This is a genomic window from Burkholderia sp. CCA53 (genome assembly GCF_001685525.1).
GTDB classification, from domain to species: domain Bacteria; phylum Pseudomonadota; class Gammaproteobacteria; order Burkholderiales; family Burkholderiaceae; genus Burkholderia; species Burkholderia multivorans.
In genome coordinates this window covers 481648-497218 of the sequence record NZ_BDDJ01000003.1, presented here as the reverse complement: position 1 = coordinate 497218, position 15571 = coordinate 481648, and the positions used below count along the sequence as shown (strand labels likewise).

General features: G+C 67.6%; 13 protein-coding genes. 11 read left to right on the top strand and 2 right to left on the bottom strand.

Annotated features, from left to right (window positions below; translation table 11 throughout):
- The first annotated feature begins 278 nt into the window (after positions 1-278).
- The 4 genes from BCR55_RS28865 to BCR55_RS28850 all read left to right on the top strand — a co-directional run bounded on the left by BCR55_RS28865 (position 279) and on the right by BCR55_RS28850 (position 3864).
- On the top strand, positions 279-692 hold the full coding sequence (locus tag BCR55_RS28865) for a DoxX family protein (protein WP_006405389.1): 414 nt from the start codon (positions 279-281) through the stop codon (positions 690-692).
- Between the two features lie 129 nt (positions 693-821).
- Complete coding sequence (locus BCR55_RS28860) at positions 822-1814, top strand: SDR family oxidoreductase (protein ID WP_065497228.1); 993 nt, start codon at positions 822-824, stop codon at positions 1812-1814.
- Between the two features lie 270 nt (positions 1815-2084).
- A complete protein-coding gene (locus tag BCR55_RS28855; protein ID WP_006399203.1) occupies positions 2085-2414 on the top strand; it encodes an H-NS family nucleoid-associated regulatory protein in 330 nt (109 codons plus the stop codon).
- A gap of 202 nt (positions 2415-2616) precedes the next feature.
- Positions 2617-3864 carry an MFS transporter gene (locus tag BCR55_RS28850; RefSeq protein WP_065497146.1) on the top strand — a complete coding sequence of 416 codons (1248 nt, stop codon included), beginning with the start codon at positions 2617-2619 and terminating at the stop codon, positions 3862-3864.
- Positions 3865-3874: 10 nt separating this feature from the next.
- Here BCR55_RS28850 and BCR55_RS28845 read toward each other — a convergent pair whose 3' ends face one another.
- Positions 3875-5134 (bottom strand): LysR family transcriptional regulator, encoded by a 1260-nt coding sequence (locus BCR55_RS28845; protein WP_006405386.1) that lies wholly within the window; start codon positions 5132-5134, stop codon positions 3875-3877.
- A gap of 548 nt (positions 5135-5682) precedes the next feature.
- Between BCR55_RS28845 and BCR55_RS28840 the strand changes: the two genes are divergently transcribed.
- From BCR55_RS28840 to BCR55_RS28810, 7 genes are all read left to right on the top strand, one after another.
- The gene (locus BCR55_RS28840) at positions 5683-6987 is read left to right on the top strand and encodes a gallate dioxygenase (protein ID WP_006399199.1); all 1305 of its coding nucleotides are present in this window, start codon (positions 5683-5685) and stop codon (positions 6985-6987) included.
- Between the two features lie 118 nt (positions 6988-7105).
- Positions 7106-8455: an aromatic acid/H+ symport family MFS transporter gene (locus tag BCR55_RS28835; RefSeq protein ID WP_006410193.1), complete on the top strand. Its 1350-nt coding sequence runs from the start codon at positions 7106-7108 to the stop codon at positions 8453-8455.
- Positions 8456-8541: 86 nt separating this feature from the next.
- A complete protein-coding gene (locus BCR55_RS28830; protein ID WP_006399197.1) occupies positions 8542-9567 on the top strand; it encodes an amidohydrolase family protein in 1026 nt (341 codons plus the stop codon).
- Positions 9568-9569: 2 nt separating this feature from the next.
- Entirely contained in the window at positions 9570-10253 is a 684-nt protein-coding gene (locus BCR55_RS28825; RefSeq protein WP_035946852.1) for a 4-carboxy-4-hydroxy-2-oxoadipate aldolase/oxaloacetate decarboxylase, read from the top strand.
- Between the two features lie 13 nt (positions 10254-10266).
- A complete protein-coding gene (locus BCR55_RS28820) occupies positions 10267-10974 on the top strand; it encodes a substrate-binding domain-containing protein (protein ID WP_065497145.1) in 708 nt (235 codons plus the stop codon).
- A gap of 235 nt (positions 10975-11209) precedes the next feature.
- Positions 11210-13030: a tannase/feruloyl esterase family alpha/beta hydrolase gene (locus BCR55_RS28815; RefSeq protein ID WP_065497143.1), complete on the top strand. Its 1821-nt coding sequence runs from the start codon at positions 11210-11212 to the stop codon at positions 13028-13030.
- A gap of 73 nt (positions 13031-13103) precedes the next feature.
- Positions 13104-14321 carry a porin gene (locus BCR55_RS28810; RefSeq protein WP_053299086.1) on the top strand — a complete coding sequence of 406 codons (1218 nt, stop codon included), beginning with the start codon at positions 13104-13106 and terminating at the stop codon, positions 14319-14321.
- Between the two features lie 118 nt (positions 14322-14439).
- Here the strand turns inward: BCR55_RS28810 and BCR55_RS28805 are convergent, their stop codons facing one another.
- On the bottom strand, positions 14440-15528 hold the full coding sequence (locus tag BCR55_RS28805) for a porin (protein ID WP_053299085.1): 1089 nt from the start codon (positions 15526-15528) through the stop codon (positions 14440-14442).
- Positions 15529-15571: the final 43 nt, after the last annotated feature.

Here is a 15571-nt window from a genome sequence, read left to right as displayed (position 1 = left end):
TTGCGTGCCGGCGATCGGTTCGATTGTCCACCAAATCGTGACAGCCAATCCGAATCCAGCCAATTGATGAATTTCGGCGGGACAGTAGACTGCACCCGTGCTTCGCCGAAACCGCTCCGAAACCGCGCCGTGAAGGTGTGGCCGGGACGGTTCTACGTGACGCGCGCCGACCGGCGCACGGATCGATCGTGCGAGGAAAGGGTCCGTTGTCGACGTCGCCGCCCGCGCGGCGGCCGCGCGCTGCGGATGCAACGAACGTCAATTGAAGGATGACTGCCATGCGTTACCTGTCGCTGGAATCGAAGAAGGACGAGCTGCTGCTGGCCGCTCGCGTACTGTTGATGATCCTGTTCGTGCTGTTCGGCTGGCAAAAGCTGACCGGCTTTGCGGGCACCGTCGCGTATATGGCGTCGACCGGTTCGCCGTCGCCGGAGCTGTCGGCGGCGATCGCGGTGGGCGTCGAGCTGGTCGGCGGCGTGCTGATCGCGATCGGGTTCTATACGCGTCCGCTCGCGCTCGCGTTCGCCGTCTACACGCTCGCGACCGCGTTCATCGGCCACCGCTACTGGTCGCTCCAAGGCATGGACCAGTACCTCGCGATGATCAACTTCTACAAGAACATCAGCATCGTCGGCGCGTTCCTGCTGCTCGCGCTCACGGGCCCCGGCCGGTATTCGCTCGACCGGCAATGACGAAGCGGCGCATCCGCGCGGATGCGGCAGCCCGGCGCGCGACAAGTGCGCCGGGCTTTTTTGATGGGACGCCCGCGCTTCGCTAAGATGGGCGACCGGAATCCGCTATGGCCTGCGCCCGCACTGCACATGACAGCCTCTTCCCCGTCGTCCCGTCCCGCCACCGTTCTCGTGATCGGCGCATCCGGCCTGCTGGGCCGCGCGGTCGTCGCGTCGCTGTCGCGCGATCCGGCATTCGGGACGATCGCCACGATCCGCAACCGCGATACACGCGGCGCACGTCTGCTCGCGCTGCCGCCCGACAAGATCGCGATGCTCGACGTACTCGATCGGCCGGCGCTCGAACGCGCATTCGACCTGCATCGGCCGGCGGCGGTCGTCGTCTGCGCGGCCGAGCGGCGCCCGGATGTCTGCGAGCGCGATCCGGCCGGCGCGCGCGCCATCAACGTCGACGCGCCGGCCCGCATCGGCGCGCTCGCCGCGCGCTACGGCGCATGGACGCTCGGCATCTCGACCGACTATGTCTTCGACGGGCGCGCGGCACCTTATCGCGAGGACGCGACGCCGAATCCGCTGAACGTCTACGGCCGCACGAAACTGGAAGGCGAAGCGGCGCTGCTCGCCGCGTCGCCGCTGTCGTGCGTGCTGCGCTTGCCGCTGCTGTACGGACCGATCGCCGACTGGAGCGAGTCGGCGGTGACGAGCCTCGTGCCGGCGATCGTCGCATCCGCGCGCGCGGGCGCCGAGGCGGTCGGGATGGATGCATGGGCGATCCGCTATCCGACCTACACGCCCGACGTCGCGGCCGTGATCCGCGATCTCCTGCATCGGCATCTGGCCGGTGCGTCGGTCGTCGGCATCCGCCATTGGTCGGGCGACGAAGCGATGACGAAGTACGAGATCGCGCAGCGTATCGCCGAGGCGATGGGCCTGCACGCATCGCTCGCACCGATCGACACGCCGGCCGATGCGACGCCGCGTCCGTACGACTGCCATCTCGACGCGGCGCGGTTGCACGCGCTCGGCATTCGTCATGCGACGCCGTTCGACACCGCGCTGCGCGAGGTGCTGCGTGAAGCACCGCCGCTTCCGTCGCCATCGGCTGCGCCTCACAAGTCCTGAAACGCGCGGGCCGCGCACTGTTATCATTCGCGCCATGCCGCCTGTGCCAGGGGGCGGAGCCGGCGGCGAGGAGGTCGTTGCCGGCCGCGTGCGTCGTGCGCGTGCGCGTGTTGCGGTTCGACGGTGTGGTGTGGACGGCGCGCCGGCGTTCGACGAAGTTCGGACCCGTTCGGTCGGCCGCGTCACAGATTGCAACACGGATCGGCGGAACTTCGTGTTAGGTTCGGCCATCGGAGTTTTTCAGAAAACATGCCCAAAGAGGATGAATAAATGACCCAGGCCCTGCGGGATCTCGAAGCGCAGCTTCGAGACCTGAACATCAAGCTGTCGGAAGCCAAGCAGAAGGAGAAGCAGGCCGCACTCGCGGCATTCAAGCAGCAAGTCGAGCTGTACGGCATCACGCAACAGGAAGTGCTGAGCGCGCTCGGTTATATCGTCCAGCGCAAGCGCAAGGCGCCGGCCAAGTATTACGATCCGACGACCGGCCGCTCGTGGTCCGGCCGCGGCCCGAAGCCGAAATGGCTCGAAGGCAAGGATCTCGATTCGCTGCTCGTCGATCGCGAAGCGAAGACGTGGTGGCCCGGCGACGATCAGGGTTGATGCAGGTCGCGCCGGACGGCAGGCCGGCGCCGCTCGCGTTGCGCGAGCAGGTTTTTCCGGCGATATGTGGCGTCGCCGTTCTTCTGCGGTTTCACCGCGGCATCCCGTTCAGCCGGTCGTCGATCGTTCGACGGCCGGCTTTCCTTTTTTCTGCGGCTGCCGATTCGCCTAGAATGTCGCGAACATTTTTCGGCAGAACACGATGGCAGCAGACATCCCTTCTTCGGCGCTCGGCGATTCGTCGACGTCGCCTGTGCAGCAGGTCGGTCCCTACGCGTGGAAGGCGCTCGCCGGCTCGGCGATCGGCTATGCGCTGGACGGCTTCGATCTGCTGATTCTCGGCTTCATGCTGCCCGCGATCACGGCGGCGCTGCGGCTGACGCCCGGCGAGGGCGGCGCGCTCGTTACATGGACGCTGATCGGCGCGGTCGCGGGCGGCATTCTGTTCGGCGCACTGAGCGATCGCTACGGACGCGTGCGCGTGCTCACGTGGACGATCATGCTGTTCGCGATCTTCACGGGCCTGTGCGCGTTCGCGCGCGGCTTCTGGGATCTGCTCGTCTACCGGACCGTCGCAGGGATCGGCCTCGGCGGCGAGTTCGGCATCGGCATGGCGCTCGCGGCCGAAGCGTGGCCGGCGAACCGGCGTGCACGCGTGTCGTGCTACGTCGCGCTCGGCTGGCAGGTCGGCGTGCTGCTTGCGGCGCTGCTCACGCCGTGGCTGCTCGCGCATATCGGCTGGCGCGGGATGTTCGTCGTCGGCGTGGCGCCCGCGCTGCTCGCCTGGGTGCTGCGCAACCGGCTGCACGAGCCCGAGGTGTTCGTGCAACGCGCCGCGCTGCCGAGGTCCAATGCGTTCCGGATGCTCGTCGCCGACGGCCGCACCGCGCGTACGAGCGCCGGCATCGTGATCTTGTGCGCGGTTCAGAACTTCGGCTACTACGGCATCATGATCTGGCTGCCGACGTTCCTGTCGAAGCAGATGGGCTTCTCGCTGACGAAGTCGGGGCTGTGGACCGCGGCGACGGTCGTCGGAATGATGCTCGGCGTCTGGGTGTTCGGACAGCTCGCGGACCGCATCGGCCGCAAGCCGACGTTCCTGATCTATCAGCTCGGCTCGGTCGCGACCGTCATCGCCTATGCGCAGCTGTCGAATCCGACCGCGATGCTGTGGGCCGGCGCGTTGATGGGCATGTTCGTGAACGGAATGGTGGGCGGATACGGCACGCTGATGTCCGAAGGCTATCCGACCGCGGCGCGCGCGACCGCGCAGAACGTGCTGTGGAATATCGGCCGCGCGATCGGCGGCTTCGGCCCGATGACGGTCGGCGCGCTCGCCGCGCGCTACTCGTTCCAGACGGCGATTGCACTGCTTGCGGGCCTGTACGTGCTCGACATGGTCGCGACGGTGTTCCTGATTCCCGAACTGAAGGGCGTCGAACTCGAGTAGCGCACGCGCGCTAATGCGCGGCTTTTCGTGCGACGATGCGCGGCCCGCGCGCAATGTCGGTCGCGACGACGCGTATCGCGTCGATCAGCGCGCGCGCCGCCGGCGACGGCGGGCTGCCGCTGCGCGTGATCAGCCCGATGTCGCGCGTCGTATCGTGCATCGGCACGTCGAGCACCGCGAGCAACCCCGACTCGCATTCGTAATGCAATTGCTGCGCGGACAGCACCGCCAGCATGTCGCTATGCAGCAGCAGCCCGCGGATCACCGCGAGATCGGCGCTTTCGACGGTCGGCATCGGCGGCTTGAGCTTCATGCGCCGGAACAGCGCATCGAACAGGCCGCGTGCGGGCGCATGGCTGCGCGGCAGGATCCATTGCGCGGCCGCGAGGCTGCGCAGCCCGAGATTGCGCACGCGCGCGAGCGGATGATCGCGGCGCGCCAGCACGACGAGATTCTCCGACATCAATCGTTCGTTCTCGAGGTCGCCGGCTGCATCGTTCGCGCGCAACGCGCCGAGGATGAAGTCGATGTCGCCCGCGCGCACGCCCGCGACGAGCGCTTCGTACGCGCTTTCGTCGGTGATCACGCGCACTTTCGGGAAACGCGTGACGACGCGCGCGAGCGCTTCCGGCAGGATCAGCGTGCGGCCGAGCGGCAGCGCGCCGACGGTCACCACGCCCTGGATGCTGCCGTGCAATGCGGCGACGTCGTCGGCGACATGCCGCAACTCGTTCAGCGCGCGCCGCACGTGCAGCAGAAACGTTTCGCCGTCGGCCGTCAGCAGCAGGCCGCGCGGATGGCGGTGAAACAGCGCGAAACCGGCGCCGCTTTCGAGAATCCGGATCGCGCTGCTGACGGCCGGCTGCGTCACGCCGAGCGCGCGGGCCGCGCTCGGCATGTGACGGTGCCGCGCGAGCGTCGAGAACAGCTGCAGCCGCCGCGTGTTCAGCAGATACGCCGGCAGCCCGCCTTCGCCGGGCGCACGGCGGCGCGACTGCCGCAACGCACACCAGTTCGCGAGTTCGCCGAGCTCGGCGAAGACGCGCTCGCTGCGTTTCAGCACCGCGCGTCCGACCGGCGTCGCCAGCATGCCGGACGGCTTGCGATCGAACAGCGGTTCGCCGAGCGCCGCTTCCACTTCCTGCACGGCACGCGTGACGGCCGATTGCGCACGAAACAGGGCGGCGGCCGCGCGGCTGACGCTGCCCGTTTCGGCAACGCGCTGGACGGCATACAGACACGCAAGGTTCGGCAGATCGTTGGAATCCATGGTCGCGGAAGTTCGATGGAGGACGGGCGCGCGTCGTCGCGGCCGCGCGCCAATGACGATCGACTTTACCGGAACGGCGGCGCCCGAACTTGCGTCGTGCTTATCGACGTATCTGTTTTATTTATCGGGGATGAATCGGGCGACGGCGGCACGCGTGCCGGGCAACGCGCGACGGCCGCGGGCGGAAGCCCTGTCCCGCGGGCCTGCGGCGTGTGCGGCACGCCTGCGGCGCGCTCGCCGAACGTGTACTGCGTGCGACTTTCCGCTCAAAACCAAGGGTTTACCCCGACTGGGTGGCGACGATGCGCAATGGGTAATTTCGGCCTGGTCAGCAGCGTGAGCGCCGTTGCCGGCGACCGGGCGGGCCATCTGATCCGTTGTTCGTCCGATCGAAACGGGACATCGGGCGGCAACGGCGAGCGGCGACACGCGCGCCGCGCACCGTCCGCCGCGACGGTGGCGACGCGCACACCGCACACGCGCATCCACTCTGCCGGACCGTCGAGTCGACGATCCGCATTCGAACATCGCGAAGGAGCACACAGGCCATGGCACGGATTATCGGGGGCATCGCGGCCTCCCACACGCCCACGATCGGGTTCGCGTTCGACAAGAACAAGCGCGACGATCCGGTCTGGGCGCCGATCTTCGAGAACTTCGCGCCGCTCGCCGCATGGCTCGACGCGCAGCGCCCGGACGTGCTGCTGTTCATCTACAACGACCATGTGACGTCGTTCTTCTTCGATCACTACTCGGCATTCGCGCTCGGCGTCGGGCCGCAATGGCATCCGGCCGACGAAGGCGGCGGTGCGCGCGACCTGCCGCCGATCGCCGGCGATCCGGCGTTCGCCGCGCATATCGGCCAGTCGCTGATGGCCGACGAGTTCGACATGTCGTTCTTCCAGAACAAGCCGCTCGATCATGGCTGTTTCTCGCCGTTGTCGGTGCTGTGTCCGCATCGCCCGGACTGGCCGGTGCGCCTCGTGCCGCTGCAGATGGGCGTGCTGCAGCTGCCCGTGCCGTCCGCGCGCCGCTTCTACCGGCTCGGGCAGGCGCTGCGCCGCGCAATCGAGAGCTATCCGGAAGACCTGCGCGTCGCGATCGTCGCGACCGGCGGGCTGTCGCACCAGGTGCACGGCGAACGCGCGGGCTTCAACGATCCGGAATGGGACCGGCGCTTTCTCGATCTGTTCGAGCGCGATCCCGAACGTCTCGCCGGCATGACGCTGGCCGAATACGCGACGCTCGGCGGCTTCGAAGGCGCCGAGGTCGTGATGTGGCTCACGATGCGCGGCGCGCTGCCGGCCGGCGTCGTGTGCCGGCATCGCAGCTACTACCTGCCGTCGATGACGGGCATCGCGACCGCGATCTACGAAAGTGCGGACCCGGACGTCGACACGGCCGCCGTCGAACGGCACCGTCGGCGCATCGCGGCCGAGCTCGACGGCGTCGAGCGCCTGCCCGGCACGTATCCGTTCACGATCGCGCGCGCGGTGCGTGCGTACCGGATCAACGACTATCTGCACCGGATGATCGAGCCTGCCCATCGCGCGCAGTTCCTCGCCGACCCCGAAGCGAGCTTTGCGGCGGCGGGCCTCAGCGACGAAGAGCGCGACCTGATCCGCCGGCGCGACTGGGCCGGCCTGCTGCGCTACGGCGTGATCTTTTTCCTGCTGGAAAAACTCGGTGCGGTGACGGGCGTGTCGAACCTGCACATCTATGCGGCGATGCGTGGCGAATCGCTGGAAGATTTTCAGCGCACGCGCAATGCGCCCGGCGCGCTGTATTCGGTCGCCGGCAAGAGCGCCGGGCCGCTCGGCTGGGACGCCGGCACGGAGGGCAACGAAAGCTAGCGAATGCGCACGCGGCAACGTTGCCGCGTGCGTCGCCGGCCTCCGCAGGAGACCGGCTCAGATAAATAGGATGGCGAAGCAAATCGCGGGTCGCTACCAAGGAGACAGGAGAAACAGGATGGCAAGTGGAAAGACAATCGACATCAAGTCGTTCATCGACGACCGGCCGGTGTCGCGCTACCAGTGGCTGCTGGTCGCGCTGTGCTGCCTCGTCGTGATTGCGGACGGGATGGATGTCGCGATCATGGGGTTCGTCGCGCCGTCGGTGATTCGCGACTGGGCGATCTCGCGGCCCGAATTCGGGCTCGTGATGAGCGCGGCGCCGATCGGCCTCGTGATCGGTGCGCTCGTCGCCGGCCCGAGCGCGGACCGGTTCGGGCGCAAGCGCGTGCTGATCGCGTCGGTGTTTCTGTTCGGCCTTTTCACGATCGCGACCGCGTATGCGGGCTCGCCGGTTCAGATGGCCGTGCTGCGGCTGCTGACCGGCATCGGGCTCGGCGCCGCGATGCCGAACACGACGACGCTGCTGTCGGAGTATGCGCCGCAGCGGATGCGGTCGCTGATGATCACGATCATGTTCACGGGCTTCAATCTCGGCTCGGCGCTGATCGGTTTCGTCGCCGGCTGGCTGATTCCGCTGCACGGCTGGCGCGCGGTGCTGCTGTTCGGCGGCGCGCTGCCGCTGCTGCTGATTCCGCTGCAACTGTGGCTGCTGCCCGAATCGGCGCGGCTGCTGGCCGTGCGTGGTGCGCCGTCGCAGCGCATCGGCGCGTTGCTGAACCGCGTCTGCGGCGCACGCTTCGACGGCAACGAGACGTTCGTCTCGAACGAGCCGCCGCTGCCGACGCGCAAGCCGATCGGCGTGCTGTTCTCGCAAGGCTATGGCGTTGTCACGGTATCGCTGTGGATCACGTACTTCATGGGACTGCTCGTGATCTATCTGCTGACCGGCTGGCTGCCGACGCTGATCAAGGATGCGGGCCTGTCGGTCAGCACGGCCGCGAACGTGACGGCGATGTTCCAGATCGGCGGGACGATCGGCGCGATCGGCGTCGGCTGGCTGATGGACAAGGTGCGGCCGGCACCCGTGATCGGCGCAGCGTATCTCGGCGGCGCACTGTGCGTGGCCGTGCTCGCGTGGGCCGGCGCGCTGTCGTCGTCGCTCGCGCTGCTCGTGTTCGCGGCCGGCTTCTGCATGAGCGGCGCGCAGACGGGGCTGAACGCGTATGCGCCGGGCCGCTACCCGACCGTCGCGCGCGCAACCGGCGTGAGCTGGATGCTCGGCATGGGCCGCTTCGGCAGCATTTTCGGTTCGGCGATCGGCGGTGCGCTGCTCGGCCTCGGCTGGAAGTTCGACGCGATCCTGTCGATGCTCGCGGTGCCCGCCACGTTCGCGGCGATTGCGATCGTCACGACGCAGCGCGCGGCCGCACGCGAACCGAAGGAAATGGAAAAACCGGCGCACTGACCGCGTCCGCGCGATCGCGCGTCCCGCGTCGCGGGACGGCGCCGACACGCGGCATCCGGCCAGCCCGTCATGCAACAGGAGTGTCAATGATCATCGATATTCACGGCCACTACACGACCGCGCCGAAGGCGCTCGAGACCTGGCGCAATCGCCAGATCGCGGCGATTCACAGCCCGTCCGAGCGGCCGAAGGTCGCGGAACTGAACATCAGCGACGACGAGCTGCGCGAATCGCTCGAGCCGAACCAGCTGCGGCTGATGCGCGAGCGCGGCCTCGACCTGACGATCTTCAGTCCGCGCGCGAGCTTCATGGCGCACCACATCGGCGACTTCGACGTGTCGAGCACGTGGGCCGCCGTCTGCAACGAGCTGTGCTACCGCGTGCACCGGCTGTACCCCGACCGCTTCGTGCCGGCGGCGATGCTGCCGCAAAGCCCCGGCGTCGACGTCGCGACCTGCATTCCGGAGCTCGTCCGGTGCGTCGAGGCGTACGGCAACGTCGCGGTCAACCTGAATCCCGATCCGTCCGGCGGCCACTGGACGAGCCCGCCGCTGTCGGACCGCTACTGGTATCCGCTGTACGAGAAGATGGTCGAGTACGACATCCCCGCGATGATCCACGTGAGCACGAGCTGCAACGCGTGCTTTCACACGACCGGCGCGCACTACCTGAACGCGGACACGACCGCGTTCATGCAGTGCCTGACGTCGGATCTGTTCAAGGACTTTCCGACGCTGCGCTTCGTGATTCCGCACGGCGGCGGCGCGGTGCCGTATCACTGGGGGCGCTTTCGCGGCCTCGCACAGGAACTGAAGAAGCCGCTGCTGACCGAGCATCTGCTGAACAACGTGTTCTTCGATACGTGCGTCTACCACCAGCCGGGCATCGATCTGCTGACCGGCGTGATTCCGGTCGACAACATCCTGTTCGCGAGCGAGATGATCGGCGCGGTTCGCGGCATCGATCCGGAGACCGGGCACTACTACGACGACACGAAGCGCTATATCGAAGCGTCGGCACTCGACGCGCAGGCGCGCTACAAGATCTACGAGGGCAATGCGCGCCGCGTGTATCCGCGCCTGGATGCGCAACTGAAAGCGAAGGGGAAGTGAAGATGAACGAACTCGGCGTGGTTTACCGCACGATCCATCGCGCGGACGCGCAGATCGCCGCACGGCTCGGCGAACTCGGTACCGCGACGGTGCACGAGGCGATGGGGCGCACGGGGCTGATGAAGCCGTACATGCGTCCGATCTATCCGCGCGCGCATGCGGCGGGCACGGCCGTGACCGTGCTGCTGCATCCGGGCGACAACTGGATGATGCATGTCGCGGCCGAACAGATCCGGCCGGGCGACGTCGTCGTCGCGGCGATCACCGCGGACTGCACGGACGGCTATTTCGGCGATCTGCTCGCGACGAGCTTCAAGGCGCGCGGCGCGCATGCGCTGATCATCGACGCGGGCGTGCGCGACGTCGCGGTGCTCGAGGCGATGCAGTTTCCGGTATGGAGCAAGGCGATCTCCGCGAAAGGCACGATCAAGGCGACGCTCGGCTCGGTGAACGTGCCGGTCGTCTGCGCGGGCGCGCTCGTGCATCCGGGCGACGTGATCGTCGCCGACGACGATGGCGTCGTCGCGGTGCCGGCCGCGCAGGCGGCCGACGTGCTCGACAAGGCGCTTGCGCGCGAAGCGAACGAGGCGAAAAAGCGCGAGACGCTCGCGTCCGGCGTGCTCGGCCTCGACATGTACGACATGCGCGAGCCGCTGCGGCAGGCCGGCCTGCGCTATATCGACTGACGCGGAGGCGACGATGGCACACGCGCCCCGCACGCCGGCCGCGATCGCCGGCATCTCGTCGATGGCGACGCGCCCGCTGCTCGCCCGGCTCGTCGAGTGCTATGCGCACGACACGGGCGGACGCGTCGACGTCACGTCGATCGGCGGTGTCGATGCCGCGCGTCGCGTGCAGGCCGGCGAGCCGTTCGACTTCGTCGTGCTCGCTGCCGACGCGATCGAGCGGCTCGCGGCCGAGGGCCGGGTCGATAGGGAAGGCCGCGTCGACGTCGCGCGCTCGGCCATCGCGGTGGCGGTGCCGGCCGGCACGTCGCGCCCCGATCTCGGCACCGAAGCCGCGGTGCGCGACGCGGTGCTGCGCGCACGCCGGATCGGCTACTCCACCGGGCCGAGCGGTGTGCATCTGAACCGTTTGTTCGCACGCTGGGGCATCGCCGATGCGCTCGCGTCGCGCATCGTGCAGGCGCCGCCCGGCGTACCGGTTGGCTCGCTGATCGCATCCGGCGACGTCGAGCTCGGCTTTCAGCAATTGAGCGAGCTGACGAACGTCGACGGTATCGACGTCGCGGGCCTGCTTCCCGACACGATTCAGTCGATCACGGTGTTCGCGGCGGCCGTCTGCACGGCGGCGCGCGAACCGGCTTCGGCCGCGCAGTTTCTCGCCTATCTGGCTTCGCCGCACAACGATGCGGCAAAGCGTGAATGCGGGATGCAGCCGGCGTGACGCCGTCGTGCGCGGGGCGATGTCGGCGCGCGCGTCGGCGGTATCCCGAGCGATAAACAGATCGGATGGCACGGCGCGCGGTTCGCAACGCAGCGATACGACGTCGCTGGTTATGCTGACCACGGAACGTCGCGCCTGTCGATGCACGGCGTTCAACCGCGTGTCGACGCTTTCACGAACGGCCGTCGCGCGACACGCGCGTATGGCTCGCCAATCAAAACGACAGGAGACGGACATGGAGACGAACGGCAACGCAGCGTGCGCGCGGCGCACGGGTGGACGCGAGACGGGCAGCGGAACGGAGCGGCTGCTGCGGCGGCTGACGATCGCGATCGGATGGCTCTTCGCGGTGATGCTCGGCTGGCCGCTGGCGGCGAGCGCGGCAAGTGCAGCGAGCAGCGGCGGTCTCGCGAATCTGCCGGCCGTGATGCCGGCGATGTCGTGTCAGGCGATCGCGTCGCTCGACCTGAGCGGCGTGACCGACGGCCCTGTCACGATCGCGTCCGCGACCGTGCTGCCCGCGGGCACGGTCGTCGGCAACAACACGCTGGCCGCGCCGATGTGCGACGTGAAGGGGACGATCGGCCCCGGCGCGTCGCTGTTCGAGCTCCAGCTGCCGACGCAAGGGTGGACGCAGCGCTATCTGCAGACCGGATGCGGCGGCTTGTGCGGCAATCTGTCGGTCAACGCGCCGATGGCGTCGACCTGCGTGCCGGTGACGAACGGTACGATCGCGATGGCCGCGACCGACATGGGGCACGAAGGCGGCAACGACGGCACCTGGGCGCTGGACCCGCGCGCGAAGCTCGACTTCGCGTATCGCGCCGAGCATGCGACCGCGCAGGTCGCGAAGGCGATCATCCAGCGCTTCTATGCACGACCCGCACGCTATTCGTACTTCGACGGCTGTTCGGACGGCGGCCGCGAGGCGCTGATGGAAGCGCAGCGCTACCCCGACGATTTCGACGGGATCGCCGCCGGTGCGCCCGCGAACGATCTGATCGTGCAGAACACGTTTCATCACGCGTGGCCCGCCGCCGTGAACACCGATCCGAAGACCGGCAACGCGATCCTGCTCGCCGGCAAGCTGCCGATGCTGCATGCCGCCGTGCTGAAAGCATGCGATGCGCTGGACGGTGTCGTCGACGGCGTGATCGACAATCCGCGCGCGTGCCGCTTCGATCCCGCGACGCTCGTGTGTGCAACCGGCCAGGCGAACGCGACCTGCCTGACGCCGCAGGAGGCGGCGGTCGTACGCCGGCTTCACGACGGCGCGACGACGGCCGACGGGCTGCGGCTCGAACCGTTCGTATCGCGCGAGTGGGGCTCGGAGCTGAACTGGACGCTGTTCGTGCCGGCGACGGCCACCGCGCAGAGCGGCACGATCGGCTTCGTGCTGCCGTTCCTGCGCTACCTCGACTATTACAACGCGTCGTATCCGTCCGCGACGATCGGCGATCTGAAGTTCACGCTCGCGGGTTTCCTGAAGACGGTGGTCCCCGTGTCGAACTACCTGGCCGCGACCGATCCCGACCTGAGCCGCTTCGCGGGCCGCAACGGCAAGCTGCTGCTCTGGCACGGGCTCGAGGACCAGCATATCTCGCCGCGTTCGAGCATCGAATATTACGAAGCGATGAAGCGCTACATGGGCGACGCGAACGTCGACCGCTTCGCGCGCTTCTATCTGTTCCCGGGCGTCGCGCACTGCGGCGGCGGCCAGGGGCCGAACGTGTTCGACGTGCTGACGCCGCTGATGGCTTGGACCGAGACGGGCACGACGCCGGGCCGGATCGTCGCGTCGATCGTCGACGCGAGCGGCAACACGACGCGCACGCGGCCGGTGTTTCCGTACCCGGCCACCGCGCGCTACACGGGCAGCGGCAGCACCGACGACGCGGCAAACTTCGTCGCCGACACGCCGAAGGCCGATCCGTTCGTCGACCTGCACTGGGCCGGCGAATGGCTGTACTCGCCGGGCTACGAAGCGACGTGCCGCGTGAACGGTTCGCAACTCGCGTGCACGGGCGGCAACGGCTGGCGCGCGTACCGCCCCTGATCGAACGAGCGGCGTCGATGCGCCGCTCGCCATTTCAATCCTGTCAGACAAAACCAACGAAGGAGACATATCGATGAAGAAGCAGGCATGGCGGACGGCGCTGACGTCCGGCGTCGCGTTCGCGGTCGCTGCCCCGGCATTCGCGCAAAGCAGCGTCACGCTGTACGGGATCGTCGACAACGGCATCGGCTACCAGAGCAGCGCGACGACGGTCGGCTCGACGTCCGGCGGCAAGTCGCTCGTCAAGATGAATCAGGGCGTGTGGGCCGGCAGCCGGTTCGGCCTGAAGGGCACGGAGGATCTCGGCGGCGGCACGAAGGCGATCTTCACGCTCGAATCCGGATTCAATTCGGGCACCGGCGCCGCGCAGTACACCGACGCGATGTTCGGCCGGCAGGCGTGGGTCGGGCTCACCAACGCGACGTACGGCACGCTGACCGCCGGGCGGCAGTACGCGTCGTACTACCAGACGATGGCGCCGTTCAGCCCGATCACGTGGATCACGGGCTACTACGGCGCGCACCCGGGCGACGTCGACGGGCTCGACACCATCTACCGTGCGAACAACACGATCGAATATACGTCGCCGAAATGGTACGGCCTGACGCTGAGCGGCTCGTACTCGCTCGGCGGCGTCGCGGGCAGCACGAACGCCGGCTCGACGTGGGCAACCGGCATTCAGTATGCGGCCGGTCCGCTCGGTGTCGGCGTCGCGTTCGAGCGCATCAACAACTCGAATACCGCCGGCGGCACGTGGGGCGCGAATTCGACGACGTCGAACGGCGGCTCGCAGATCGGCGTGTCGGCGGTCACGAACGGCTATCAGACGGCGAAGGCGCAGCAGCGCTTCGCGGTCGGCCTCAGCTACCGGTTCAGCGACGCGTGGGATGCAACGGCGACGTACACGAACACGCAGTACCTTCCGGGCGCCGCATCGAAGTTCTTCAATACGGCGATCTTCAATACGGCGGGCGCGGTGCTGCACTGGAAGCCGTCGGCGGTGTGGGATTTCGGTGCGGGCTATGCGTATACGCGCGCGACGGAATCGAACGGCATCACCGATAGCGCGCAATATCATCAGTTCAACCTGTCGCAGTACTACTCGCTGTCGAAGCGCACCGGGCTGTATCTGCTCGAAGCGTATCAGCATGCGAAGGGCAAGACGCTCGGTACGAACGGCGCCGGCAATATCGTCAATGCGACCGCGACGCTCGGCGACGGGCTGAACACGGCGCCGTCGTCGACCGGCAATCAGTTCGCGTTCGGTGCCGGGATCATTCACCGGTTCTGAGACGAACGGGAAGCAACGCCGATTTCATGGAGGGGCGTGAACGGGCCGACAGGCCCGTTTTTCATGGTCGTGCGACTGCTGCGCGCATTCGGCCGATCGCCCGGTATGGAACGCGCGTTCAGAACGAATGCGTGATCCCTACATGCGCGAGCAACTGCGACCTGCCCGACGACGGCCCGTTCGGATAGGTCGCGGCCGTCGCGCCGTTGCCCGACGCGAGCTGCCACGTCAGCGTCGCCTGCACCTGCGTGCGTTTCGACAGCGAATACAGGTTGCCGGCTTCCAACGTGTTCCAGTGCATGCCTTCCATGCGCGAATACGTGTAGTCGAGCGTGACGGCCTCCGCCGCCGTGAACTGGTAGAGCGTGCCCGCATCGATGTTCTGCATGTGCGTGGCCGCCCGCGCACCCTTGATGTCGGTACGCGTGTACAGCAAGTTGATCGTCCACGGCTGCACGACCCGGTATGTGAGTCCGATGCCGAGATTGTCGACCGCGTTGGACTGGAACGTCTGCTGCGCCGACAGCGTCTGCCCGAGAAAGCGTGTCCAGCCGAAGTAGTTGTAGAGATCGAGCACGCGGCGCTTGCTCGTCATGTAGGTGACGCCGGCCGACAGCGGTCCGCGATCGTACGTCGCGTACGCGCCCGCGCTGTGCCCGCTCGCATCCGAGCCCGCAAAGCCGTATAGCGCGCCGACCCGCACGCCGTACCAGTCGGGGCTGCGGTACTTGACGGCGTTCTCGATCTGGTAGCCGTTGGTCAGGCTGTCCAGATTGCCCGCATGGAACGAGTACAGGCTGCGGTTCCAGAACGCATTCGAATAGCGGATCGCGACGTCGTCCATCAGATCGGACTGGCGGCCGAGCGTCAGTGTGCCGAGCGGCCCGTCGAGGCCGACGTAGGCCTGCCGGTCGAACAGCGTATTGGTCTTGATCAGCGCGCCCGTGTTGACGTTGAAGCCGCTCTCGAGCGCGAACACGGCGCGATAGCCGCCGCCGAGATCCTCGTTGCCGCGCAACCCCCAGCGCGTCGGCGAACCGATGCCCGAGGCGGTGCCCCACGACGAACCGCCGCGCTTGTTGCTGATGTACGTGATGCCGGAATCGACCTGCCCCCATAACGTCAACGCGCTGCTTTGCCCATGGGCGAGCGAAACCAGCGAGACGCCGCAGCCGGCGATCAGAAGCGTGCGAGGCAGGATTTTCATGTGTCGGATTTCGGAAGTGGAGTGAGGGCAGATCTGTGTCTAA

Excerpts from the sequence above, each read along its gene's own strand:
- BCR55_RS28865 (WP_006405389.1), top strand. The coding sequence starts at position 279 with ATGCGTTACCTGTCGCTGGAATCGAAGAAGGACGAGCTGCTGCTGGCC.
- BCR55_RS28805 (WP_053299085.1), bottom strand. The coding sequence starts at position 15,528 with ATGAAAATCCTGCCTCGCACGCTTCTGATCGCCGGCTGCGGCGTCTCG.
- BCR55_RS28810 (WP_053299086.1), top strand. The coding sequence starts at position 13,104 with ATGAAGAAGCAGGCATGGCGGACGGCGCTGACGTCCGGCGTCGCGTTC.
- BCR55_RS28840 (WP_006399199.1), top strand. The coding sequence starts at position 5,683 with ATGGCACGGATTATCGGGGGCATCGCGGCCTCCCACACGCCCACGATC.
- BCR55_RS28855 (WP_006399203.1), top strand. The coding sequence starts at position 2,085 with ATGACCCAGGCCCTGCGGGATCTCGAAGCGCAGCTTCGAGACCTGAAC.
- BCR55_RS28815 (WP_065497143.1), top strand. The coding sequence starts at position 11,210 with ATGGAGACGAACGGCAACGCAGCGTGCGCGCGGCGCACGGGTGGACGC.
- BCR55_RS28860 (WP_065497228.1), top strand. The coding sequence starts at position 822 with ATGACAGCCTCTTCCCCGTCGTCCCGTCCCGCCACCGTTCTCGTGATC.
- BCR55_RS28850 (WP_065497146.1), top strand. The coding sequence starts at position 2,617 with ATGGCAGCAGACATCCCTTCTTCGGCGCTCGGCGATTCGTCGACGTCG.
- BCR55_RS28820 (WP_065497145.1), top strand. The coding sequence starts at position 10,267 with ATGGCACACGCGCCCCGCACGCCGGCCGCGATCGCCGGCATCTCGTCG.
- BCR55_RS28830 (WP_006399197.1), top strand. The coding sequence starts at position 8,542 with ATGATCATCGATATTCACGGCCACTACACGACCGCGCCGAAGGCGCTC.
- BCR55_RS28835 (WP_006410193.1), top strand. The coding sequence starts at position 7,106 with ATGGCAAGTGGAAAGACAATCGACATCAAGTCGTTCATCGACGACCGG.
- BCR55_RS28825 (WP_035946852.1), top strand. The coding sequence starts at position 9,570 with ATGAACGAACTCGGCGTGGTTTACCGCACGATCCATCGCGCGGACGCG.
- BCR55_RS28845 (WP_006405386.1), bottom strand. The coding sequence starts at position 5,134 with ATGGATTCCAACGATCTGCCGAACCTTGCGTGTCTGTATGCCGTCCAG.